Origin of the sequence: Pseudomonas sp. QL9, from assembly GCF_041409665.1 — a bacterium.
Classification (GTDB): domain Bacteria; phylum Pseudomonadota; class Gammaproteobacteria; order Pseudomonadales; family Pseudomonadaceae; genus Pseudomonas; species Pseudomonas knackmussii.
Window position 1 is genome coordinate 1,294,544 of sequence record NZ_CP166971.1, and the last position, 24,056, is coordinate 1,318,599.

Genomic DNA, 24,056 nt, shown 5'->3' on the forward strand with positions numbered 1-24,056 from the left:
AGCTTAAATATAAATCAGGCCAAGCAAAGAACCCTGAATGGAACGATTTCATTCCATCTCGGAAGTCCTACAGCCCTGTTACAACAGTCTGTAAGCCATGATTGGCGCGGCCTCGCTCGATCGGAACGAAATCATTCCAATGGAGCGAAATCATTCCACGCAAACCAAACCTCAATGCTCGCTGCGAATACCATACTTGCGCAGCCGCTGTCCGATGGCGGTGTGCGAGGTACGCAACCGCGCGGCGAGCTGGCGGGTCGACGGATAGGCCGCGTACAGGCGCTGCAGCAACGACTTCTCGAATTGCTGCACGGCCTCCTCCAGGCTGGTGACCTCCTCGTCCGCGGCCTGCCGGGTGTCGAGCTCGGTGCCGGCCACTTCCAGGTCGCCCACCTCGATCACGTCGCCCTCGCAAATCGCGGCCGCACGGAAGATCTTGTTCTGCAGCTGGCGCACGTTGCCGGCCCAGCGGTTGCCCAGCAGCAACGGGTGCGTCGCCGGCGCGAGACGGCACGGCGGGCGCTGGATCTGCGTGCAGGCCTGGCGCAGGAAGTGCTCGGCTAACAGGAGGATGTCCTGGCCGCGCTCGCGCAGCGGCGGCACCTGCAGGTTGAGCACGTTGAGGCGGTAGTAGAGGTCTTCGCGGAAGCTGCCTTCGCCGACCATCTTCGTCAGGTTGCGGTGGGTGGCGCAGAGCACCCGCACGTTGACCCGCGTCTCGCGGTCACCGCCGATACGGCGGAAACAGCCGTCATTAAGGAAGCGCAACAGCTTGGCCTGCAGGTACGGCGACATCTCGCCGACCTCGTCCAGGAACACGGTGCCGCGGTCGGCCAGCTCCAGCAGACCCGGCTTGCCACCGCGCTGGGCGCCGGTGAAAGCGCCCGAGGCGTAACCGAACAGCTCGCTCTCGGCGAGGCTTTCCGGTAGCGCCGCGCAGTTGAGTGCGAGGAAGGGCTCCTCGCGGCGCGAACTCAGCGCGTGGCAGGCGCGCGCCACCAGCTCCTTGCCGGTGCCGGTCTCGCCCTGGATCAACAAGGGTGCATCCAGCCCCGCGACCTTGCGCACACGGGCCTTCAGCTGGGTCAGCGGCGCCGAGCGGCCGATCAGTCCCTGCAAACCTTCGGCATGGTCGTGGTGCAGCACCGACAGGCGCTCACCGATTCGGCTCGGCGGATAAAGGGTTAGCAGCCCGCCGTCGAGGGCATCGCCACCGCCGCGGATCGGCGTGGCGTCCAGCAGCAACGGCTGCCCGCCCAGGCTAACCTCGTGCATCGGCAGGCGGAAGCCCTTCTCGCGCAGGTGCTCGGCCAGGCCTGGCTCGTCGAACAAGCTGGACAGCGATTCGCCGGCCGGCTGGCGACCGCACAGCTCGATCAGGCTCGGATTGGCCAGCAGCACGCGGGCCTCGGCGTCCACCGCCAGCACCGGATCGCTCATCGCCGCCAGCAGTGCATCCAGGTGCAGGCTGCGGCGCTGGCCGGGAAGCATGTCGACGATCTGCACCGAGAGCACGCCACGCACCCGCAGCAAGGCGCCATGCAGCTCGTGGAGCACTTCCTGGCGCAACTCGGGGGCATCTATATAGACGTTGGGTGGAACCATCTCCACCGCATCCAGATTGAGATTGCGCGCGCCCAGCAGCGCCAGGACTTCCTGGGTGATGCCGACGCGGTCGGTGAAGGTGACGTGGATTCGCATGCTTCGGGCCCTGGCTACGCGCTGCGCATGATCGGTATTTTTCGCCGCCCAGGCAATTTCAGAAGAGGCTGAGCTGCTCGGCTTTTCCGCGCAGATCGACCAGGCGCACGCCTACGCCGATCAGCCGCACCGGGCGCTCGCCGCGCTGGTAAGCCTGCGCCAACAGCGAACGGTAGCTGTCCAGATCGCGGCCTGCGCCGGCCTGCTCGAGGGTGGTCTGGGTGAAATCGTGGAACTTCAGCTTCACGAAGGGCTTGTCGGCCCGGTAGCTGGCATCCAGGCGCTGCATGCGCCGCTGCAGCTCGTCGAGCAGCGACGGCAACTCCGCGAGGCAGGCATCGACGTCGCGCAAGTCGTGCTCGAAGGTGTTCTCCACGCTGATCGACTGGCGGCGGCTGTCCACCTGCACTGCCCGGTCGTCGATGCCGCGGGCGAGGTTCCACAGGCGCTCGCCGAAACCGCCGAACTCGCGCACCAGCGCCAGCCGCGACCAGTCGCGCAACTCGAAGCAGGTCTGCACGCCCAGCCGCGCCAGCTTTTCCGCCGTGACCTTGCCGACGCCGTGCAGCTTCTTCACCGGCAATTCGGCGACGAACGCCTCGACCTGGTCCGGGGTGATGACGAACAGCCCGTTGGGCTTGCGCCAGTCGCTGGCGATCTTGGCGAGGAACTTGTTCGGCGCCACGCCGGCCGACACCGTGATGCCCAGCGAAGCCCAGACCCGCCGACGGATGTCCTGGGCGATGCGCGTGGCGCTGCCGGCGAAATGTTCGCAGTCGCTGACGTCCAGGTACGCCTCGTCCAGCGACAGCGGTTCGATGAGGTCGGTGTAATCGCGGAAGATCGCGTGGATGTCCCGCGACACACCTTTATAGATGTCCATGCGCGGGCGAACGATGGTCAGGTCCGGGCACAGCTTCACCGCCGTGCGCATCGCCATGGCCGAGTGCAGGCCGTAGGCGCGCGCTTCGTAGTTGCAGGTCGCGACCACGCCGCGCTTGTCCGGCGAGCCGCCCACCGCCAGCGGCTTGCCGGCGAGGCTCGGGTCGTCGCGCATTTCGATGGCGGCGTAGAAGCAATCGCAATCGATATGGATGATCTTTCGCTGCTTGGCACTCAAGGGAAACGTCTCTGCCTCGACCGGCTTGCGGCGGCACGCCGGAAGACTGCGTATGGTAATGCAAAAGGTCGGCGCCAACCTCGACGCCGGCCGCGCCCGGCCCAAGGCCCCGCAAAGCCCCGGCTGCCGCGCCCTGCCCTCCCTGGCTCGCTAAATATTTGAAGAAAAAACACTTTTTTGTTGACAGGGTAGTCTTCCTGAGTAGAATGGCCGCCGCGGGATGGAGCAGTCTGGTAGCTCGTCGGGCTCATAACCCGAAGGTCGTTGGTTCAAATCCAGCTCCCGCAACCAAAGATTCGATGAAAAAGGCCACTCCGCGGAGTGGCCTTTTTCATTTGCGCGTCAATTTAAATTATTGATTAAAAAGCAGAAATCGATTGACAGCAGTCTCCTCCCGAGTAAAATGGGCGCCGCGGGATGGAGCAGTCTGGTAGCTCGTCGGGCTCATAACCCGAAGGTCGTTGGTTCAAATCCAGCTCCCGCAACCAAACACAGAAAAAAGCCACTCCTAGAGTGGCTTTTTTCGTTGCCGAGGGATTGAACCGAGCCCGTCGGAGTCCCGGCTTCCATAATGGATGGCGACTATTCGCCCCAAGGACTTGGGAATTCGCGGCACCGCCCCTATTGTGTCGCGCAAAATCCACGAGGTGCACGATGCGCGCCAACCCTTCCGCGCCTGATACGCCCGAAGAAGCAGCCAGCCCCGTCGAGACCGGGCCGCGCCTGCTGGATCGAATCAATGCCCATCGCCAGCAGATCGGCATCGCCGTCACGCTGCTGCTGTTCTCCCTGGCGCTGATCGCCTGCTACCACCTGCTGCGCGACATCGACCCCTATTCCCTGCACGACGCCATCCTCGACGTCCCCACCGATTCCCTGCTGGGAGCACTGGGCGCGACCGTCGCCGGCTTCATCTGCCTGCTCGGCTACGAGTGGTCGGCCAGCCGCTTCGCCGGTGTGAAACTGCCGCTGCCCACCTTGCTGACAGGCGGCTTCAGCGCCTTCGCCATCGGCAACGCCGTAGGTCTGTCGATGCTCTCCGGCGGCTCGGTGCGCTACCGGCTCTACGCCCGCGCCGGGCTGAACGCCATGGAAGTGGCACGCATGACGCTGTTCGCCAGCCTCTCGCTAGGCTGCGCATTACCGGTATTGGCCGCCATGGCCGCGCTCAGCGACCTGACAGACACCGCCCAGGCGCTGAACATCCCGGCCTGGCTGGTAGCCACGGTGGCGGTCGCCATTCTGGCCTTCTGCGCGCTGCTGGTGATAGGCATCGAACGCCGCAGCCTGCCCGAACGTCCTTCGCCCGATAGCCAGCTGGTCCGTATCGGTCATCGTTCGGTACGCCTGCCAGGCCTGCGCCTGGGCCTGATCCAGCTGGTGATCACCGCGCTGGACGTGGCCGCCGCCGGCACCGTGCTCTATCTGCTGCTGCCCGAAGCGCCGCCCTTCGGCACCTTCCTGCTGATCTACATGATCGCCCTCGCCGCCGGCGTGCTCAGCCACGTGCCCGGCGGCGTCGGCGTGTTCGAGGCGATCCTCCTGGCGGCCTTCGCCGGCCAGCTGGGCGCCGCGCCGCTGGCTGCTGCCCTGCTGCTCTATCGGCTGATCTACGTGGTCCTTCCGCTGCTGGTGGCCTGCCTGGTGCTACTGTCCGTCGAGGCACGGCGCATGCTCCTGGCGCGCCAGGCGATGCGCGCCGCTTCCGGCCTGGCCGCGCCGGTGCTGGCGGTGCTGGTGTTCATCTCGGGCATCGTGCTGCTGTTCTCCGGCGCCACGCCGTCCATCGATACCCGCCTGGACGAACTGGACTTCCTTGTCCCCCACCGCCTGGTCGACGCCTCGCACTTCGCTGCCAGCCTCATCGGCGTGCTCTGCCTGCTGCTGGCGCAGGGCCTGCGCCGGCGCCTTTCCGCCGCCTGGGTGCTGACCCTGATCCTGCTGATCAGCGGTGCCGTGTTCTCGCTGCTCAAGGGCGTGGACTGGGAAGAAGCCAGCATCCTCGGCGTAACCGCGCTGCTGCTGGCAATCTTCCGCCGTTCCTTCTACCGCCGCAGCCGGCTGATGGAAGTGCCCTTCTCGCCGCTCTACCTGGCCGCGGCCGCCTGCGTGGTGGCGACCTCGATCTGGCTGTTCCTCTTCGCCTACCAGGACGTGCCCTACAGCCATGAGCTCTGGTGGCAGTTCGCCCTGGACGCCGACGCCCCGCGCGGCCTGCGCGCCGCGCTGGGCAGTTGCCTGCTGCTCGCCGCCGTGGCCTTGACCTGGCTGCTGCGCACCTCGCCGCCGGCGATCCATGAGCCGACCCGCGAAGAACTCGACCGCGCCGCCGCCATCCTCGCCCAGTCCGAGCAGCCCGACGGCGGCCTTGCACTGTCCGGCGACAAGGCCCTGCTGTTCCACCCGACGCAAGACGCCTTCCTCATGTACGCCCGCCGCGGCCGCAGCCTGGTCGCGCTGTACGACCCGATCGGCCCGACCCAGGCGCGCGCAGAGCTGATCTGGCAGTTCCGCGACCTCTGCGACCTGCACCACGCGCGCCCGGTGTTCTACCAGGTGCGCGCGGAGAACCTGCCGTTCTACATGGATATCGGCCTGACCGCCCTCAAGCTCGGCGAAGAGGCGCGGGTCGACCTGCGCCGCTTCGACCTGGAGAGCAAGGGCAAGGACATGAAGGACCTGCGCTACACCTGGAACCGCGGCCAGCGCGACGGCCTCTCGGTGGAGTTCCATGACGCAGGGCAGGCGCCGCTCGACGAGCTACGGGCGATATCCGACGCCTGGCTGGGCGGCAAGGCGACCCGTGAGAAGGGCTTCTCCCTCGGTCGTTTCACGCCCGAATACCTGCACTACTTCCGTGTCGCCGTGGTTCGCCATCAGGGCCGTGCAGTGGCCTTTGCCAACCTGCTGGAAACCGCCAGCCACGAACTGGCCAGCCTGGACCTGATGCGCGTGGTGCCCGACGCACCGAAGATGACCATGGAATTCCTCATGCTCGGCCTGATCCTGCACTACAAGGAGCGCGGCTACGCACGCTTCAGCCTCGGCATGGTGCCGCTCTCCGGCCTGCAGCCGCGCCGTGGCGCGCCGCTGACCCAACGCCTGGGCGCCCTGGTGTTCCACCGTGGCGAGCAGTTCTACAACTTCCAGGGGCTGCGCCGCTTCAAGGACAAGTTCCAGCCCGACTGGGAACCCCGTTACCTGGCCGTGCCCGCGGGACTGGACCCGCTGGTGGCCCTGGCCGATACCGCCACACTGATTGCCGGCGGCCTGACTGGATTGGTGAAACGCTGATATGTCGAAACGTCGTTGGCGCCTGCTGGCCATCGTCCTGCTGTTGATCATTGCCGTAACCACCGCAGCTGCCTGGCTGTGGTTGCACCCGCTGTCCCAGGCGAAACTGGAGCACAGCAAGCTGCCCGACGGCAGCCCGGTGACCCTCGCAAGCCCAGGCAAGCGCCCGACCGCACGGGTGCTGGTCGCCGTCCCGCAGGACCAGCAGCTGAGCGACGCGCAACTGCTCGCCCTGGCCCACGACAACGGGGCCAAGGTCGCCCAGTTCATCTTCCCGGAGAAGGATTGCGCCGCGCAGCAGCATCGCGCCCAGGCCGCGACCAACCTGCTCGACGGCCAACCGACCCTGGTCGCTGGCGTCGGCCCCGGCGGCGCCTACGCCTGGCGCTGGCTTGCCGGGCAGAACGACGACAAGGCCAAGGCCCTGTCGGTCGCCTTCTCCCTCGGCAAACCAGACTGCGCCGCCACGCCGCTGCCGCAAAGCGCCGCCCACGGCCATTGGGTGGCCGCCTGGAACGACAACCCGGATGACGATAGCGCGCGCTTCACCCGCACCCAGCAGAATGCCGAAACCGTCATCGCCGACTACTACGACAACCTGCAGAAGGTGCTCGACGACCAGCTCAAGCGCCTGATCCAGGGCGGCGGCGACAACTTCCCGGTGGTCGAGGTACCGGCTGCCAAGCCATCGGAAACCGTCACCCTGTTCTATTCGGGCGACGGCGGCTGGCGCGACCTGGACCGTGACGTCGCCGGGCAGATGGCCGAGCTCGGCTACCCGGTGGTCGGGGTCGATGCGCTGCGCTACTTCTGGGAGCACAAGAGCCCCGAGCAGAGCGCCGCCGACCTCGCCCTGATGATGCAGCACTACCGCGAGAAGTGGGGCGCCAAGCACTTTGTCCTGGCCGGCTTCTCCTTCGGCGCCGACGTCCTGCCGGCGATCTACAACCGCCTGCCGGAAGCCGACAAGCAACAGGTGAGCACCATCCTGCTGCTGGCGATGGCGCGCAGCGGCAGCTTCGAGATCGAAGTCCAGGGCTGGCTCGGCAAGGCCGGCAAGGAAGCGGCGACCGGCCCTGAAATGGCCCATCTGCCGGCACCCAAGGTGTTCTGCGTCTACGGCCTCGACGAGAAGGACGAGAGCGGCTGCACCCAGCCCCAGGCGGTCGGCGAGAACCTCGAACTGCCCGGCGGCCACCACTTCGACGAGAACTACCCGGCCCTGGCCAAGCGCCTGGTGAACGCCATTCGCGCGCGGCAGACGCAGCCCAACGAGTCCTGAGCCGGCGTTCGGGCTTAAACTGGCGATGCAGCGCGCACCTTCAGACTGTCTTCAGATTGGTCGCGCAAGCTGCCCTCGCCCCGCTGCCGTGAGCGAGGTCCGCCTGAGCCACAAGGAGTCGAGATGAACACGTCCGCCACCCCGCCACGCCGCTACGGCGGCCTGTCGATCGCCATGCACTGGCTGATGCTGGTGCTGATTGCCGGCACCTACGCGTGCATCGAACTGAAAGGAAACTTCCCCAAGGGCAGCGACGGGCGCGCGCTGCTCAGCCAGTGGCACTTCATGCTCGGCCTGAGCATCTTCGCCCTGGTCTGGCTGCGCCTGCTCGGCCGCATGATCCACCCCACCCCGCCGATCACCCCGGCGCCGCCGGCCTGGCAGAACGCCGCGTCCAAGCTGATGCACCTGGCCCTGTACCTCGTCATGATCGGCCTGCCGCTCGCCGGCTGGGCGACCCTCAGCGCCGCCGGCAAGCCGATCCCGTTCTGGGGCCTGGAGCTGCCGCCGCTGCTCGACCAGAACCCGGACCTGGCCAAGCAGATCAAGGGCTGGCACGAAACCGTGGCCAACCTCGGCTACTGGCTGATCGGCCTGCACGCCGCCGCCGGCCTGTTCCACCATTACGTCGCCCGCGACAACACCCTGGCGCGCATGCTGCCGGGCTCGCGCGAGGCCTGATCGGGATAGAAAAAGCTCCGCCTCGGCGGGGCTTTTTCATGGTCCTTCGCTCCTGTAGGAACGGTTTCATCCGCGATTCTTTTCGCGGACAAGGTCCGCTCCTACAGTCACGTACCACGTCGCCCTTCCACGTCTTCCCCGCGAACGCGGGAATCCAGAGACTTCGTGTTTCTGCGTCGCTTTGGCATGTATGGATGTATCGCTGGAAGTCCCAAGAGCGAAGCGCGCTTACGCTTTGCATAGGAGCGAGCTTGCTCGCGAACCGCACGGCAAGGCGCTCCCCTGTAGGAGCGGCCCATGGCCGCGATTCGCGCGCATGGCGCGCTCCTACAAGGGCAATTCGGCGCGAGGAGTTTCGCGGATAAATCCCCTCCTACAAGGGACTCGGGACACGCCCATGAAAAAGGCGCCCCGAAGGCGCCTTTTTCATGCAGCGGATGAACCTCAGATTTCCACCTGGGTCCCCAGCTCGATCACCCGGTTCAGCGGCAGGTTGAAGTAGCGCAGGTTGCCGTTGGCGTTCTTCAGCAGGAAGGCGAACAGCCCTTCGCGCCAGCGCGCCATGCCGATGCGCTTGGACGGGATCACCGTTTCGCGGCTTAGGAAGTAGGTGGTGCGCATCGGGCTGAAGTCCAGCTCGTTGAGGTGGCAATACTTCAGCGCCGCCGGGATGTCCGGGTCTTCCATGAAACCGTAGTGCAGCACCACGCGGAAGAAGCCCTCGCCATAGGCGTCGACTTCGAAGCGACGGTCCGTGGCCACGCGCGGAATGTCTTCGTTGACCACGGTGAGCAGTACGACCTGCTCATGCAGCACCTGGTTGTGCAGCAGGTTGTGCAAGAGCGCATGGGGCACGGCGTCGGCGCGGGCGGTCAGGAACACCGCAGTGCCCTGCACGCGATGCGGCGGCTGCGAGCGGATGCTGGAGATGAACAGCGGCAGCGGCAGCGCGCCTTCGTCCAGGCGGTCCACCAGCAGCTGGCGGCCACGTTTCCAGGTGGTCATCAGAGCGAACAAGGCGACACCGGCGACGACCGGGAAGGCCCCGCCCTGCAACACCTTCGGCAGGTTCGCCGAGAAGAACAGCACGTCCACGAGCAGCATCACGGCAAAGAACGGAATGGTCAGCCACAGCGGCCACTTCCAGTGCAACCAGAAGATCACGCCCATCAGCAAGGTGGTGACCAGCATGGTCCCTGTCACTGCCACACCGTAGGCCGAGGCCAGCGCCGCCGAGGATTCGAAGCCGATCACCAGCAGCACCACGCCGACCATCAGCGCCCAGTTCACCCCGGCGATGTAGATCTGCCCTTGTTCCTGGCTGGAGGTGTGCTGCACGAACATGCGCGGCACGAAGCCCAGTTGCATGCCCTGGCGGGTCAGCGAGAAGGCGCCGGAAATAACTGCCTGGGAAGCGATCACCGTAGCCACGGTGGACAGCGCCACCATCGGCAGCAGCGCCCAGGACGGCGCCAGCAGGTAGAAGGGGTTACGCGCCGCCTCGGGGTTGAAGAGGATCATCGCGCCCTGGCCGAAGTAGTTCAGCAGCAGGCCCGGCAGCACCAGGGCGAACCAGGCGCGGGAGATCGGCTTGCGGCCGAAGTGGCCCATGTCGGCGTACAGCGCCTCGGCGCCGGTCAGCGCCAGCACGGTGGCGCCGAGGATGGCCACGCCGATGCCCGGGTGGACCACGAAGAAGTTCACCGCCCAGAACGGGTTGACCGCGTGCAGCACTACCGGGTGCTGGTAGATGCCATAGAGGCCCAGGGCGCCGAGCACCACGAACCAGATCACCATCACCGGGCCGAAGAGGATGCCGATGCGCGCCGTACCGTGGCGCTGGATGAGGAACAGGCCGACCAGCACGATCAGCGACAGCGGCACCACCCAGTGCTCCAGGCCATCGAAGGCGATCTCCAGGCCCTCGATCGCCGAGAGTACCGAGATCGCCGGGGTGATCATGCTGTCGCCGTAGAAGAGCGAAGCGCCGAACAGCCCGAGCACCACAAGAACCGAACTCAGCCGCGGGTAGCCGTGCGCCGCTTTACGCGCCAGCGCGGTCAGTGCCATCACCCCGCCTTCGCCTTCGTTGTCGGCGCGCAGGACGAAGATCACGTACTTGATCGACACCACCCAGATCAGCGACCAGAAGATCAGCGAGAGCACGCCGAGAATGGCGTCATGCCCGACTTCCACACCGTAGCCGCCGACGAACACTTCCTTGAGCGTATACAGCGGGCTGGTGCCGATGTCGCCGTAGCAAACACCCACAGCCGCCACCATCATTCCCACGGCGGAGCTCGAGTGGCGCTCCTGGTGCTCTGCGGTTCCAGCGCTGGCATCGGACATGTAACGAAATTCCTCTACGAAAAATTCGGCGCATCCTGCTCCGACGCACTCGGCGATGCAAGAGTCGCGAAAGCCTGACTTGAATGAATATAGAGCCTGTTACGTGCGATTACTCTGACAGCGACTGGCAATTCGCCGCTCGCCTGCGACAGCTTGCCTCAGGGAGGCTGGTCAAGCACGCGGGCTGCCGGTAGAATTGCGCACTTTTTGATCAGAGGCGCCGCCAGCGCGCCCTTCGAGGTTAGCCACAGATGTCCACCGCAACGCCCAAAGTCGGTTTCGTTTCCCTTGGTTGCCCCAAAGCAACGGTCGACTCCGAACGCATCCTCACCCAGCTGCGCATGGAGGGCTACGAGATCGTGCCCACCTACGAGGACGCCGACGTGGTGGTGGTCAACACCTGTGGTTTCATCGACACCGCCAAGGCCGAATCCCTGGACGCCATCGGCGAAGCCATCGCCGAGAACGGCAAGGTGATCGTCACCGGCTGCATGGGCGTATCCGAAGACGCCATCCGCGACGTGCACCCCAGCGTGCTCGCAGTCACCGGCCCGCAGCAGTACGAGCAGGTGGTCAACGCGGTGCATGAAGTGGTGCCGCCCAAGGCCGACCACGACCCCTTCGTCGACCTCGTACCGCCGCAAGGCATCAAGCTGACCCCGCGCCACTACGCCTACCTGAAGATTTCCGAAGGCTGCAATCACAGCTGCAGCTTCTGCATCATCCCGTCGATGCGCGGCAAGCTGGTCAGCCGCCCGGTCGGCGACGTGCTCAGCGAAGCCCAACGCCTGGTCAAGGCCGGCGTCAAGGAGCTGCTGGTGATCTCCCAGGACACCAGCGCCTACGGCGTCGACCTCAAGTACAAGCTGGACTTCTGGGAAGGCCAGCCGGTGAAGACCCGCATGCTCGAACTGTGCGAAGCGCTGTCGAGCATGGGCGTGTGGGTGCGCCTGCACTACGTCTACCCGTACCCGAACGTCGACGACGTCATCCCGCTGATGGCCGCCGGCAAGCTGCTGCCGTACCTGGACATCCCCTTCCAGCACGCCAGCCCGAAAGTGCTCAAGGCCATGAAACGCCCGGCCTTCGAGGACAAGACCCTGGCGCGCATCAAGAAGTGGCGCGAGATCTGCCCGGAGCTGACCATCCGCTCGACCTTCATCGTCGGCTTCCCCGGCGAGACCGAAGAAGACTTCCAGTACCTACTCGACTGGCTGACCGAAGCCCAGCTCGACCGCGTCGGCTGCTTCCAGTACTCGCCGGTCGAAGGCGCCCCGGCCAACGAGCTGGGCCTGGAGCTGGTCCCCGATGACGTCAAGCAAGAGCGTTGGGAGCGCTTCATGGCGCACCAGCAGGCGATCTCCGCCGCGCGCCTGCAGCGCAAGATCGGCCAGGAAATCGAAGTGCTGATCGACGAAGTCGACGACGAAGGCGCAGTGGGCCGCTCCGCCGCCGACGCCCCGGAAATCGACGGCGCCGTCTACATCGACAGCTTCGACGTGAAGCCGGGCGACAAGGTGCGCGTGCGCATCACCGACGCCGACGAATACGACCTCTGGGCCGAGCTGGCCTGAGTCGACGAAAGCCCCGCCTAGCGGGGCTTTCTCTTTCCGCCCCAAGGAAATTCCCGCCATGCTGAACAACGACATCCTGCGCAGCCTGCGCTACAGCCTCGACATCGGCGATGGCGAAGTCGCCGCCATCGCCCAGCTCGCCGGCCAGCCGCTGACCGCCGCGGAAGTCGCCGACCTGCTGCGCCGCGACGACGAGGCCGGCTACCGCGAGTGCCCGGACGAGGTGCTGGCGCGCTTCCTCGACGGCCTGATCATCCATCGCCGTGGCCGCGACGAAAGCCGTCCGCTGCCGCCACTGGAACTGCCGCTGAACAACAACCTGATCCTCAAGAAACTGCGCGTCGCCTTCGAGCTGCGCGACAACGACCTGCTGGCGGTCCTGGACGCCGCCGGGTTGATCATGACCAAGGGCGAACTCAACGCACTGTTCCGCGCCCCCGGCCACGACAATTACCGCCCGTGCGGCGACCAGATCCTGCGCAACTTCCTCAAGGGGCTGACGGCGCGTCTGCGCGGCTGACCGAATCCGCAGGGATGTAGGCGACACTACCACCCTCGTGCTGCTTGAACAGCCGCGCGCCGTTGGTCTGCGGGGTGAGCAGGCGCTGGTGGTCGGCCGCAAGGTAAGCCAGCGGCATCCTCTCCGGCTTCGGGTAATAGCCGATCACCACGGTGCGCAGCGGGTCCCAGTGACGACCGCTGTAGCGCTCCAGCCAGGCGAAAAACGCGGCGCTGTCGCCCTCGCGCGGAAAATCGGCGCTGTCGTGTACATAGAAGAACGGCTCGCTCGTGCCCTGCAGGTACATCGGCAGCTTGTTGTCGCCATCGACGATCACCACCTGCCATTGTGGCCAAGGCGCCTGCCGCGTTGCCTGGCTACGCACCTGATCGGCGAAGGTGATCACCCCGCCTCCACCGTTGCTCCAGGGGTAGATCACCCCAAGCACCAGCAGCAGAAGAATCGCCACCCCACCGAAGGCCCACGCCCAACCGCGGCCGGCAGACTGCCGCGCCTCAAGACGCCGGACGATCCACCAGGCCGCCAGCAACTGCGCGAAAGGCACCAGCGGCAGCACATAGTAGCTGCGCCGGCTGCCGCTGGCGGTGAAGAACAGGAACAGCAGACCGAGCGCCCAGACCAGCCAGCGCACATTCGGCTCCAGGCCCTTCCAGTTGCGCAGCGCCAGCCACAGTCCGGCCATCCAGAACGGCGCCCAGGGCAAGGTGTAGACCGGCAGGTAGATCAGGTACGTGTAGATGGGCCCGAAGTTGTCGTAGGGGTGGAAGAAGCGCACCACGTTCTCGCGGAACACCAGGTACAGGCCGCTCTCGCCGTAGGTCGGCTGGCCATACAGGTGCGACAGCAGGAAGGGAATGAAGTACACGACCGCGGAAACCAGCAGCGCGGCCAGGAAACGCAGGTTGCAGTGCTTGCGCCAGCGCCCTTCGCCCAGCAGGTGCGGCAGCAGCACCAGGGCCGGCAGTACGAAGCCGATCAGGCCCTTGAACAACGAAGTCAGGGTGAGCAGCAGCCAGAAGCCGAGGTAGCGGCTGAAGCGCGTGTCGTCGGGGTTGCGCCAGTACAACAGCAGCGCGGCGAGGATGCCGCACACGGTGACCAGGTCGGCGGTCGCCACCCGCGCCCAGAAGGCGAAGTAGAAAGTGGTTGCCAGCAGCCAGCCGGCGACCAGCCCGATGCCCTTGCTGAACAGTTGCTCGCCGAGCAGATAGACCAGCCAGATGCTCGCCCAGGCGGCGAGCACGGAGCTCAGCCGCAGGGTCCAGTGATTGAGGCCGAACAGGCTGGCCGGCGCGGTGATCAGCCAGTACGACAGCAGCGGCTTGTCGTAATAGGCCCCACCCATGAGGTAGGGGTCGAAATAGTCGTGCGACTGCAGCATCTGCAGGGCGATATCGGCCCAGCGCGCCTCCGGCCCCCAGACCTCGCGCGCGCCCAGGCCGCAAAGCAGGATCAGCGCCGACACGCCCAGCAGCAGCCCCAGGGCGCCATGCTCCGTACGGAACAACTTCATCAAAACGACTCCCGGCAGCGAACGCCGGCACCTCCAATGGATGCGGCGGCGCAAATGCTGGCGCCGCAAGCGTTATGGCGAGGTGAATTCGTTGCAGAGAACTCGTGATTTGCCGCCCGCCCGGGCAATGGCGCGGCATTCCTGCTCTGGATGGTGCTCGGCGGCTGCCGCGCCTGCCATTTAGGGTGGAGGCCTGTCGAAGCCAAAGGAGACTCCCCGATGCATCCCTACTTCAGCCTGGCCGGCCGCACCGCGCTGGTCACCGGCGGCACTCGCGGCATCGGCCGCATGATCGCCCAGGGCCTGCTCGAAGCCGGCGCCCGCGTGTACATCTGCGCCCGCGATGGCGCGGCCTGTGAACAGACAGCCGCCGAGCTTTCCGCCTATGGCGAGTGCCACGGCCTGCCGGCCAACCTGGCCAGCGAGGATGGCGCCCGCGCCCTCGCCGCCGAACTGGCGAAGCGCCTGGAAGGCCTGGACATCCTGGTCAACAACGCCGGCACCACCTGGGGTGCGCCGCTGGAGAGCTACCCGGCCTCGGGCTGGGAGAAGGTCATGCAACTCAACGTCACTGCGGTGTTCAGCTGCATCCAGCAATTGCTGCCGCTGCTGCGCAAGGCCGGTACGGCGGCAAGCCCGGCGCGGGTGATCAATATCGGCTCGGTGGCCGGCCTCACCTCCTTCGGCGAGCAGGCCTACGCCTACGGCCCGAGCAAGGCGGCGCTGCACCAGCTGTCGCGCATGCTGGCCCGCGAACTGGTGAGCCAGCACATCAACGTCAACGTGATCGCCCCTGGGCGCTTCCCGAGCAAGATGACCCGGCACATCGTCAACGACCCCGAGGCGCTGGCCGAAGACAACGCGCACATCCCGATGAAGCGCTGGGGCCGCGAGGAAGAGATGGCCGCCCTGGCGATCAGCCTGGCCAGCACCGCCGGCGCCTACATGACCGGCAACATCATCCCCATCGACGGCGGTTTCCACCTCTGATCGGGTAACATGGCGGCCCCTGCTACACGCCTGTGCCGCCATGTCCCACTCCGTCTCGCCCATCGGCCACATTCGCTCCTGCTTCAAGGAGAAGTTCGCCATTCCGCGCCAGCCACAACTGGCACCGGCCGCGCGCGGCGTGCTGGAGCTGCTGCCACCGTTCGATACCGGCGATGCGGTGGCGGGCCTGGAGCAGGTCAGCCATGTCTGGCTGATCTTCCTCTTCCACCAGGCCCTGGAAGACAAACCACGCCTGAAGGTGCGCCCGCCGCGCCTGGGCGGCAACCGCTCCCTCGGCGTGTTCGCCACCCGCGCCACGCATCGCCCCAACGGCATCGGCCAGTCGGTGGTGAAACTGGAGAAGGTCGAGCCCGGGCGACTCTGGCTGTCCGGCATCGACCTGCTCGACGGCACCCCGGTGCTCGATGTGAAGCCGTACGTGCCCTACGCGGACATCGTCTCCGAAGCGCGCAACGCCATCGCCGAGGCACCACCCGCGCCCATCCCGGTGCAGTGGAGCGATGCAGCGCTGGCCCAGGCCCGCGAGCAGGCGCTACGCCTGGGAGAGCCGGTGGTCGAGCTGGTCGAGCAATGCCTGGCCCAGGACCCGCGCCCGGCCTACCAGCAGCCGACGCCGGAACGCCGCTACGGCGCGCGGCTGTGGGACCTGGATGTGCACTGGCACTACCCCGAACCAGGCGTCATCCGCGTGCTGGACGTGCAGCCCGCGGATCGCGGATAAATCCGCTCCTACGGTCCGCCGATCGCCCTGTAAGCGGATTCATCCGCGAATCGCGGCCATGGGCCGCTCCTAAAGAATCGCCAACGAAAAAGCCCGCCAATTGGCGGGCTCTTTCATGTAGCCGGAGCTTACTTCTCGACGAAGGCGCGCTCGATCAGGTAGTCGCCCGGCTCGCCCATGCGCGGCGAGATCTGCAGGCCGAAGCCGTCCAGCACTTCGCTGGTCTCGTCCAGCATGCTCGGGCTGCCGCAGATCATGGCGCGGTCGTCCTGCGGGTTCATCGGCGGCAGGCCGATGTCGGCGAACAGCTTGCCGCTGCGCATCAGGTCGGTCTGGCGGCCCATGTTGCGGAAGTCTTCGCGGGTGACCAGGGGGTAGTAGATCAGCTTCTCTTTCACCATGTCGCCGAAGTACTCGTGCTCCGGCAGGACCTTGGTGATGAAGTCGGCGTAGGCCAGCTCGCTGACCCAGCGCACGCCGTGGACCAGGATGACCTTCTCGAAGCGCTCGTAGACTTCGGGGTCCTGGATCACGGAGAGGAACGGAGCCATGCCGGTGCCGGTGCTCAGCAGGTACAGGTGACGGCCGGGCTTGAGGTCGTCCAGCACCAGGGTGCCGGTGGGCTTGCGGCTGACCATCAGCTCGTCGCCTTCCTTCAGGTGCTGCAGACGCGAGGTCAGCGGACCGTCCGGAACCTTGATGCTGAAGAACTCCAGGTGCTCTTCGTAGTTCGGGCTGGCGATGGAGTACGCACGCATCAGCGGACGACCGTTGACTTCCAGGCCGATCATCACGAACTGACCGGTCTTGAAGCGCAGGCCCGGGTTACGGGTGGTCTTGAAGCTGAAGAGGGTGTCGTTCCAGTGATGCACGCTGAGAACGCGCTCGGTGTACAGGTTGCTCATCGAGGACTCCTAGAGATTGGTGGCGCACCCCAGCGGATCCCGGACGTAGCGCAATTGCGCGACATTTTATAGGGGACGACAATATCCGCAAAATAAATTATCTGGATATTGCTAATCCAAATCGCAGATAAGGACCGGAATTCGCGGCCTGCCGCGCACCTTTCTCCCGCCAAGCCCACCTCGGGGCGACAGAATGTCGCGCCGAACAGCCCCTCTGGAGCCCTCGCCCAGCATGAAATTCACCTTGCGCCAGATGGAAGTCTTCGTCGCCGTCGCCCAACAGGAAAGCGTCTCGCGCGCGGCCGAAGCGCTGTCGCTGTCGCAGTCGGCGACCAGTACCGCGCTGGGCGAACTGGAGCGGCAGTTCGACTGCAAGCTGTTCGACCGCGCCGGCAAGCGCCTGACCCTTAACGCCCTCGGCCGCCAGGTGCTGCCGCAGGCGGTGGCACTGCTCGACCGGGGCAGCGAGATCGAGAGCCTGCTCAACGGCAAGAGTGCCTTCGGCTCGCTCGATCTGGGCGCCACGCTGACCATCGGCAATTACCTCGCCACCCTGTTGATCGGCACCTTCATGCAGCGCCAGCCGGACTGCCGGGTGCGCCTGCACGTGCACAACACCGCGCACGTGGTGCAGCGCATCGCCCACTACGAGCTGGACCTGGGCCTGATCGAAGGCGACTGCCAGCACCCGGACATCGAGGTGCAGCCGTGGATGGAAGACGAGTTGGTGGTGTTCTGCGCGCCCCAGCATCCACTGGCCAAGGCCGGACCGGTGGACCTGAGGCAATTGAGCAGCGAGGCCTGGATTCTCCGCGAGCAGGGCTCGGGCACCCGGCTGACCTTCGACCAGGCCATGCGCCACCACCTGGAGCCGCTGAACATCCGCCTGGAGCTGGAGCACACCGAGGCGATCAAGCGCGCCGTGGAATCCGGCCTGGGCATAGGCTGCATCTCGCGCCTGGCCCTGCGCGACGCCTTCCGCCGCGGCAGCCTGGTGCCGGTGGAAACCCCGCAACTGGACCTGCGCCGGCAGTTCTACTTCATCTGGCACCGGCAGAAATACCAAACCGCGAGCATGCGCGAGTTCCTCGACCTGTGCCGCAGCGAAACCGCCGGCATCAGCCGCAGCGACGAGATCGTGTTGCCGATGATTCCCTGACGGGAACCCAGGAAAACTGCGGGGCAATCAGCCCAGCAGAATGACGGCCCAGACCACGCTGATGATGGTCAGCGCGACGAACTGGGCAGCGCTGCCCATGTCCTTGGCGTTCTTCGACAGCGGGTGGCGCTCAAGCGAAACGCGGTCGACCACCGCCTCGATGGCTGAATTGAGCAGTTCGACGATCAGCGCCAGCAGGCACACCGCGATCATCAGCGCGCGCTCGCCACGGGTGACATGGAAGAAGAACGACAGCGGAATGAGGATGACGTTGATCAGCACCAGTTGGCGGAAGGCCGCCTCGCCGCGGAAGGCCGCGGAAAAGCCGGCCAGGGAATAGCCGGCGGCATTGAGGATGCGTTTCAGGCCGGTCTGGCCCTTGAAGGGGGACGAAGTCACTGCGGAATTCCTGTGCAAAGAGCGCGGCACTCTAATCCAGGCGCCGCGAGAAGTTGTGAAGCGAAGATCAATGAAGTGGCGATCAGGGGGCGGGAACCGTTTCCATCTGTTGCAGCAGCAGCGCCGCCTGGGTCCGGGTACGCACGTTGAGCTTGCGGAAGATCGCCGTGACGTGGGCCTTCACCGTGGCCTCGGAGACGCTCAGCTCATAGGCGATCTGCTTGTTCAGCAGGCCCTCGCAGACCATGGTCAGGACGCGGAACTGCTGTGGCGTCAGGCTGGCCAGGCCGGCGCTGGCGGCGCGCGCCTCCTCGCTCAGCTCGGTCACTGCATCGGCCTGCGGCGGCCACCAGACGTCGCCGTCGAGTACCGCGCGCACCGCCTGCTGCAGGGTGGCCATGTCGCTGGACTTGGGAATGAAACCGCTGGCGCCGAACTCTCGCGAGCGCTGCACCACGGCGGCGTCTTCCTGGGCGGAGATCATCACCACTGGAATCTGCGGGTATTGCCCGCGCAACAGCACCAGGCCGGAGAAGCCGTAGGCGCCGGGCATGTTCAGATCGAGCAGGACCAGGTCCCAGTCGGCCTTTTCGTTCAGCCGGGCTTCCAGCTCGGCGATGCTGGCTGCCTCCACCAGCTTCGCATCGGAACCCAGGCCCAGGGTAAGGGCCTGATGCAGTGCACTGCGGAACAGCGGGTGATCGTCAGCGATCAGGATCTCGTAGGAAGCCATGAATTGTCCTTGCTGGCCGCGCTCGATCCCGGCCGTGGGTAACGGCCGAGCCAGCGCCGGAAAGGTCTGAACCCGATGCGCCGCATTGTACGCCAAAGCGCCCCGCCGATGCCCGCCGAGATTGCGTCTCCCGGCGCTCCCGCAGGTATTGCGCCGTGCTTTGCAATGGGTCGGTCAATGCGGCAGAGTTGCGCTCTTTTTTCTGCCTGATCTGCCTGTTGAGAACACCATGAAAAGCCACGCCCTGCGCGCCGATATCCTGATGCTGTTCACCGCCATGATCTGGGGGGTGTCCTTCGTCGCGCAGCGATTGGGTATGGATGCCATCGGCCCGTTCCTCTTCACCGGCCTGCGTTTTGCCCTCGGCGCCCTGGTGCTGGTGCCACTGATGGTCTGGACGGGCAAGCGCGGCGCGCAACCGTTCAACCGTGGCCTGCTGCTGGCCGGCTTGGCCATTGGTACCGCGCTGACCGTTGGCATCAACCTGCAACAGGTCGGCCTGCTGTTCACCAGCGTGACCAACTCCGGCTTCATCACCGGTCTCTACGTGATCTTCGTGCCGCTGCTCGGCCTGCTGCTTGGCCACCGCACCGGCACGGGCACTTGGCTGGGCGCCGCACTGGCGGTGAGTGGCATGGCCATGCTGAGCATCGGCCCTGACTTCCACGTCGCCTCCGGTGACTGGCTGCAGCTGACCGGCGCCGTCGTCTGGGGCGGCCACGTGCTGCTGGTGGGCCTGTTCGCCAGCCGCTACGACCCAATCCGCCTGGCTTTCCTGCAGTTCGCCACCTGCTCGGTGGTGAGCCTGGTGCTGGCGGTGATCTTCGAGGAAATCCACTGGGACGCCATCGTCCAGGCCGGCCCGGCGCTGCTCTATGGTGGCCTGTTCGGCGTCGGCACCGGCTTCACCCTGCAAGTGATCGCGCAAAAGCACGCCATCGCCTCGCACGCCGCGATCATCCTCTCGCTGGAAGCGGTATTCGCCGCCATCGCCGGCGCGCTGTTCCTCGGCGAGAGCCTGCACGCCCGCGGCTACCTGGGCTGCGGCCTGATGCTCGCCGGCATGCTGGTCGCCCAGCTCTGGCCAGGCAAGGCCGAAGCCCGCGCAGCCTGACCTTCAGAGCGCGGTGAAGGGCCGCAGGGCCTGGTGCGCCAGGCTCTGCTCGTCCAGCGGCTGCTGACGCTTGGAGCCCAGATAACGCTCGCTGAACACGTCGAGGTAGGCGTCCAGCGCCTCACCGGCCTGCTGGTCGCCCGCCAACCCCAGGCAGAGCGCCGCCACTTCGGCCGTGCACAGGTGCTCGTCGAACTTGGAACGGCGCAGGCGATAGCGCGACAGCGCATCCGGGGTGATGCTCAGGACCGGGAAGCGATCCAGGTACGGGCTCTTGCGGAACATCTTGCGCGCCTCGTTCCAGGTCGCGTCCAGCAGGATGAACAAGGGCCGCTTGCCCTCCTGCGGCTCGACCTTCTCGACCACCCGCTCGGCAGCGACGAATTCACCGGGAAACACCACGTACGGCTGCCACTGCGGATCGTCGAGCAGCGCCAGCAGCGCCGGATCGACCTCGATGCGCGACCAGCCGAAGGCCCAGGTGTCCGGTACCGTCTCGGCGATCAGCCAGCCCGTGTTGCTCGGTTTCAGCGGCTCGGTGTCGAACATCACCAGGCACATCCCGGCGTTGCTCTGCACCTTCGGCTGCCAGGCACACATGCAGTAGTTCGGCCGCAGGCGGCAGCCAGGGCAACGCGGCGAGCGCGAACCCCGCGCGACGAAAGGCTTGATGCAGCGGGCCAGGCGCTCGGCACGCAAACGGGCGACGGCGTGGCTCATGGGCGGCCCTGCAAAAGGGCGACGGGGAACGGGAACATGGCGACTCGAAACGGCAGATCGGATGCGGGCGGCGATTCTAGCAGAGCGTCGCGTTGTGACCTTTCTCGGCAGCCGGGCGGTTTTCAGCGACAATAGCCGGCGCACTCCGCTGCCGAACCCTCGATGTTCGGTGCGGTCGAAGCGGCACCCATGCCAGGAGAACCCCATGCTACGCCTCACCGCCCTCGCCCTCTGCCTCGTGCTGCCCGCCGCACAGGCAGCATCCATGAAGGACTACGAACTGACCCAGACCCTGGAGAAGGTCGCCAAGGAGAGCAGCGAAGGCACTCCGCGCGCCATCAACGAGGACATCCTCGACCAGGGCTACACCGTGCAGGGCAAGCAGCTGATCAACCACCTCAGCGTGCGCGCCAGCCATGCCGAGAAGATGCGCGCGAACCCCGGCAGCGTGCGCAGCCAACTGGGCGACAGCGTGTGCAAGAACACCGGCTATCGCCAGCTGCTGGCCCAAGGCGCGGTGCTCACCTACGAGTTCACCGAGTACCACACCAACAATCCGGTAGCCATCGAGCGCTTCGACGCCGGCAGTTGCCACATCAAGCTGCAGAAGTGACGCCGGCGCCATGCTGGAGCCGGAAAAACTCAATCTGCTGAAGATGGCCCGTACGCCGATGCCGTTCGGCAAGTACCAGGGACGCATGCTGGTCGACCTGCCGGAAGAGTACCTCCTCTGGTTCCAGCGCAACGACAGCTTTCCCAAGGGTGAGCTGGGCCGCCTGATGCAGATGGTGCTGGAGCTCAAGGTCGAAGGCCTCGACGCCCTGGTCAAACCCCTGAAGCGCTGATCCGGCGCTTCAACGCAGCGCGCGCGGGTCGCCCTTGCCGGCCAGCGCGGCCGCCTCCTCTGCCGTCAGCAGGGCGCTGCGGGGGATCTCCAGCAAGCGCGCGCAAGCAGCCAGCACGTCTCCCCAGCAGGCCCGGTTGGCGAACAGCATGCCGGCCTCGTCCAGGGTGCCACCGCGATTGCGGTAACCCAGCACCGAACTTCTCAGCGCATCGGGCAGGATCGGCCAGAGATGTCCGCGCGCCACCTCCGGGCGCATGTGGGTCAGCAGTACGCGACGCGTGCAGTGGTCGGGGAACAGCCGCTCGGTCAGCTCGTCATCCGCTACCACGGCCAGCTCCCAGCTATCCCGCGGCGCACGAAAACGACCCGGCTCCTGCAGATAGACCAGCCGATACGCGTATCCGGCCTCGGACAGCCGCTCGGCAGCTCGCCGCATCTCGCCCAACTGGTAGCTGCCGTTGGCGATCAGCAGCAGCGGATCGCTGCCGGGGTGCTCCTCGACCACGATCGCGCCATCGCGAGCCAGCTGTTCCGCCTGCGCCTGGTCGAAGATGTTCGGCCGCGCGCGCTTGGGCGCCACCAGGCAGGCCAGTTGCCCGCGACTGCGGTAGATAGCCGGCAATAGCGCCAGCAGGCTGTTGTGGTCCGCCGGGAACAGCACCCGGACCATGTCGCTCATCTCGCCCAGCAGGGCCTCGCAGAAGGTGGTGTCCTGGTGCGACTGCTGGTTCTTGCCGTTCTCCCAGGTGTGCGAGGTCGCGACCAGCGGCCAGCCGAGCCAACCGGCCGGGCGCCCCGCCTCTTTCTGCAAACGCGCAAAGATCAGCGTCTGGCGCACCGCGCCCAGCATCTTCACGCAGAACGCCTCATAGCTGGCCACCAGGTTGAGACCTCCCTGGTTACCCAGGCAGGCGGCAACGACCGCCTCCTCGTTGAGTGCGGTGATGACTCGTCCGTCCAGCGCTTCGTGCTCGTTTTCCGGTTGGTTGACCCGATGTTTCAGCGCCGCGAGCACGCCCTCCAGGCGATTGCTGGCCAGCTCGTCGGGATTGCCCACGCGTGCCCGCAAATCCGGGTTGATGGCACAGAGATCGACGAAGAAGCGCTCCAGCGCGGCCATCGGGGAACAGATTTCGCTGCGGTAATGCAGCGCTGGCATAGTCGGTTCGATCGGCCGACGCACCGCCAGCGGGTTGTCGCGCTCGAACAGCCGCCCCTGGCGGCTTCCCGCGAAGAGCGCGCAGGTCTCGAGCAATTCGAACTCGGGAACATGGAGCTGCGCGGCATGCCGGTTGAACAGGTCGCGCGCCTCGGCATCCTCGTGCGGCGAGCCCGGCAACGGCAGGTTGTGCGCGGCGGCGGTGCCGGCGCCGTAGAAGCCGAAGCCCTTGATCGTCTCGGCGATGCCGTAGGGAATTGGCAGGGGATAACCCAGGATGCCGCTGTTCTTCTCGCTGACTCGATGCTCCAGGCGCTGCTCCATTTCCCAAAGGGCGCAGGCGAAGGCCGCCGGATCGCGACCGTCGAAGCTCAACGGATCGAAACCGCAGCCGCGAAGGTGCCGTTTGAAACCCTCCAGCCCCTCATGGGTACCAAGCTGGGTGCGCTGCTCGATGCGCCGGCCGTTGGCAATCATCACCGGCAGCAACGTGCCGCAGTCCTCCGCGCGCCACCACCGGGGAATCCAGTCGCTGCCACGCTGTTCTTCGGCGGCGCCATCGGACAGGAAGGTCACCAGGGTCTCGCCGGGCAACGGCATGTGCGCGTACTGCAACTCGGCGAAGCCCAGATAGCCGCCCTCGGCGATGCCACCGGCGGTGTGCGGGTTGACGTGGCTGCCCAGCGGCACGCCTACGCTGCCGTCGGGGTTCTGCGCGTAGCTATAGAAGTCCTGCACCAGGCGCTCGAGGCCCAACACGTCGAGGGTGTAGCGCTGCATCTGTTCCGGGTGCAGGTTGCCGGTCAGCACGTTCAACGCCTCGATGGCGGCGACGCAGTGGCCCTGGCCCATCAGCCAGCCGCGTGTCTTTCCACTCAGCGCGTTGAGCGCCAGATAGCCGGCATAGGCCGGAACCATGTTCAACGAGCCGCCAGTGTGGCCTTCGGGTCGCGGCTTGAAGTCCGCCGGCTGCAGGGGCGCGCCATCCAGATGGACATGGCGGGCATAGGTCATGTGCACCACCAGCCAGAGGCCGGCGCAAGTCAACCGGTCGAGGCCGCTCAACAGTCGATAGACGCTGGCCAGGTCCGGCTGCAGGCCGGCTTGGACCAATTGATGAGCCATGCGGAAGACCGCCGCCTGTGTCTCCGCGCTATGCTCAAACGGACCGCGCCCGCGCAGCCACTCGGCGAATGCCGGCTCCGCCGCCGCGTGCGCGGCCAGCTCTTCCGGGCTAGGCAGTATCTGAACCAT

At 66.1% G+C, this 24,056-nt stretch carries 20 protein-coding genes and 2 tRNA genes; 13 read left to right on the forward strand and 9 right to left on the reverse strand.

Translation table 11 applies throughout. From position 1 onward, the window contains the following. Positions 1 to 171: 171 nt before the first annotated feature. Both ACA097_RS06175 and dinB read right to left on the reverse strand, forming a co-directional pair. A complete protein-coding gene (locus ACA097_RS06175) occupies positions 172 to 1,701 on the reverse strand; it encodes a sigma 54-interacting transcriptional regulator (protein WP_371369145.1) in 1,530 nt (509 codons plus the stop codon). 58 nt (positions 1,702 to 1,759) lie between these two features. Further along, positions 1,760 to 2,821, reverse strand: a complete 1,062-nt coding sequence (gene dinB / locus ACA097_RS06180) for a DNA polymerase IV (protein WP_371369147.1) — start codon at positions 2,819 to 2,821, stop codon at positions 1,760 to 1,762. 214 nt (positions 2,822 to 3,035) lie between these two features. On the opposite strand from dinB, the gene ACA097_RS06185 reads away from it, so the two are divergent. The 5 genes from ACA097_RS06185 (at position 3,036) to ACA097_RS06205 (ending at position 8,078) form a co-directional block, all read left to right on the forward strand. Further along, positions 3,036 to 3,112 (forward strand) — tRNA-Met (locus ACA097_RS06185). Between the two features lie 120 nt (positions 3,113 to 3,232). Further along, a tRNA-Met gene (locus ACA097_RS06190) sits at positions 3,233 to 3,309 on the forward strand. Positions 3,310 to 3,475: 166 nt separating this feature from the next. Next, a complete protein-coding gene (mprF, locus tag ACA097_RS06195) occupies positions 3,476 to 6,115 on the forward strand; it encodes a bifunctional lysylphosphatidylglycerol flippase/synthetase MprF (RefSeq protein ID WP_371369149.1) in 2,640 nt (879 codons plus the stop codon). Between the two features lies 1 nt (position 6,116). Further along, positions 6,117 to 7,397 (forward strand): virulence factor family protein, encoded by a 1,281-nt coding sequence (locus tag ACA097_RS06200; protein ID WP_043250082.1) that lies wholly within the window; start codon positions 6,117 to 6,119, stop codon positions 7,395 to 7,397. A gap of 123 nt (positions 7,398 to 7,520) precedes the next feature. Continuing rightward, positions 7,521 to 8,078 carry a cytochrome b gene (locus ACA097_RS06205; RefSeq protein ID WP_160286075.1) on the forward strand — a complete coding sequence of 186 codons (558 nt, stop codon included), beginning with the start codon at positions 7,521 to 7,523 and terminating at the stop codon, positions 8,076 to 8,078. A gap of 444 nt (positions 8,079 to 8,522) precedes the next feature. Here ACA097_RS06205 and ACA097_RS06210 read toward each other — a convergent pair whose 3' ends face one another. Further along, the gene (locus ACA097_RS06210; protein ID WP_371369152.1) at positions 8,523 to 10,427 is read right to left on the reverse strand and encodes a potassium transporter Kup; all 1,905 of its coding nucleotides are present in this window, start codon (positions 10,425 to 10,427) and stop codon (positions 8,523 to 8,525) included. A 251-nt stretch (positions 10,428 to 10,678) separates the two neighbouring features. Between ACA097_RS06210 and rimO the strand changes: the two genes are divergently transcribed. Further along, on the forward strand, positions 10,679 to 12,001 hold the full coding sequence (rimO, locus tag ACA097_RS06215; protein WP_160286074.1) for a 30S ribosomal protein S12 methylthiotransferase RimO: 1,323 nt from the start codon (positions 10,679 to 10,681) through the stop codon (positions 11,999 to 12,001). 58 nt (positions 12,002 to 12,059) lie between these two features. Further along, a complete protein-coding gene (locus tag ACA097_RS06220) occupies positions 12,060 to 12,521 on the forward strand; it encodes a DUF1456 family protein (protein ID WP_371369155.1) in 462 nt (153 codons plus the stop codon). Here the strand turns inward: ACA097_RS06220 and ACA097_RS06225 are convergent. After that, on the reverse strand, positions 12,490 to 14,034 hold the full coding sequence (locus ACA097_RS06225; protein WP_371369157.1) for an ArnT family glycosyltransferase: 1,545 nt from the start codon (positions 14,032 to 14,034) through the stop codon (positions 12,490 to 12,492). The genes ACA097_RS06220 and ACA097_RS06225 overlap by 32 nt on opposite strands. A 219-nt stretch (positions 14,035 to 14,253) precedes the next feature. On the opposite strand from ACA097_RS06225, the gene ACA097_RS06230 reads away from it, so the two are divergent. Together ACA097_RS06230 and tsaA are read left to right on the forward strand one after the other, a co-directional pair. Beyond that, the gene (locus ACA097_RS06230) at positions 14,254 to 15,024 is read left to right on the forward strand and encodes an SDR family oxidoreductase (protein ID WP_371369159.1); all 771 of its coding nucleotides are present in this window, start codon (positions 14,254 to 14,256) and stop codon (positions 15,022 to 15,024) included. Positions 15,025 to 15,064: 40 nt separating this feature from the next. Beyond that, the gene (tsaA, locus tag ACA097_RS06235) at positions 15,065 to 15,766 is read left to right on the forward strand and encodes a tRNA (N6-threonylcarbamoyladenosine(37)-N6)-methyltransferase TrmO (protein ID WP_043250073.1); all 702 of its coding nucleotides are present in this window, start codon (positions 15,065 to 15,067) and stop codon (positions 15,764 to 15,766) included. Between the two features lie 128 nt (positions 15,767 to 15,894). Here tsaA and fpr read toward each other — a convergent pair whose 3' ends face one another. Then, positions 15,895 to 16,671, reverse strand: a complete 777-nt coding sequence (fpr, locus tag ACA097_RS06240; protein WP_043250071.1) for a ferredoxin-NADP reductase — start codon at positions 16,669 to 16,671, stop codon at positions 15,895 to 15,897. Between the two features lie 232 nt (positions 16,672 to 16,903). On the opposite strand from fpr, the gene ACA097_RS06245 reads away from it, so the two are divergent. Continuing rightward, positions 16,904 to 17,830 (forward strand): LysR family transcriptional regulator, encoded by a 927-nt coding sequence (locus ACA097_RS06245; protein WP_043250069.1) that lies wholly within the window; start codon positions 16,904 to 16,906, stop codon positions 17,828 to 17,830. 27 nt (positions 17,831 to 17,857) lie between these two features. Here ACA097_RS06245 and ACA097_RS06250 read toward each other — a convergent pair whose 3' ends face one another. After that, the gene (locus ACA097_RS06250) at positions 17,858 to 18,229 is read right to left on the reverse strand and encodes a diacylglycerol kinase (protein WP_371369162.1); all 372 of its coding nucleotides are present in this window, start codon (positions 18,227 to 18,229) and stop codon (positions 17,858 to 17,860) included. An 82-nt stretch (positions 18,230 to 18,311) separates the two neighbouring features. Further along, the gene (erdR, locus tag ACA097_RS06255; RefSeq protein ID WP_043250065.1) at positions 18,312 to 18,962 is read right to left on the reverse strand and encodes a response regulator transcription factor ErdR; all 651 of its coding nucleotides are present in this window, start codon (positions 18,960 to 18,962) and stop codon (positions 18,312 to 18,314) included. Positions 18,963 to 19,191: 229 nt separating this feature from the next. On the opposite strand from erdR, the gene ACA097_RS06260 reads away from it, so the two are divergent. Next, positions 19,192 to 20,076, forward strand: a complete 885-nt coding sequence (locus ACA097_RS06260) for a DMT family transporter (RefSeq protein ID WP_371369164.1) — start codon at positions 19,192 to 19,194, stop codon at positions 20,074 to 20,076. A gap of 3 nt (positions 20,077 to 20,079) precedes the next feature. On the opposite strand, the gene ACA097_RS06265 is transcribed toward ACA097_RS06260, so the two are convergent. Next, positions 20,080 to 20,796 (reverse strand): tRNA-uridine aminocarboxypropyltransferase, encoded by a 717-nt coding sequence (locus ACA097_RS06265; protein ID WP_371369166.1) that lies wholly within the window; start codon positions 20,794 to 20,796, stop codon positions 20,080 to 20,082. Positions 20,797 to 21,001: 205 nt separating this feature from the next. On the opposite strand from ACA097_RS06265, the gene ACA097_RS06270 reads away from it, so the two are divergent. Further along, positions 21,002 to 21,409 carry a quorum-sensing-regulated virulence factor family protein gene (locus ACA097_RS06270; RefSeq protein ID WP_043250060.1) on the forward strand — a complete coding sequence of 136 codons (408 nt, stop codon included), beginning with the start codon at positions 21,002 to 21,004 and terminating at the stop codon, positions 21,407 to 21,409. 10 nt (positions 21,410 to 21,419) lie between these two features. Then, entirely contained in the window at positions 21,420 to 21,641 is a 222-nt protein-coding gene (locus tag ACA097_RS06275; RefSeq protein ID WP_043250058.1) for a DUF3820 family protein, read from the forward strand. 9 nt (positions 21,642 to 21,650) lie between these two features. Here the strand turns inward: ACA097_RS06275 and ACA097_RS06280 are convergent, their stop codons facing one another. Next, entirely contained in the window at positions 21,651 to 24,056 is a 2,406-nt protein-coding gene (locus ACA097_RS06280; protein ID WP_371369168.1) for a xylulose 5-phosphate 3-epimerase, read from the reverse strand.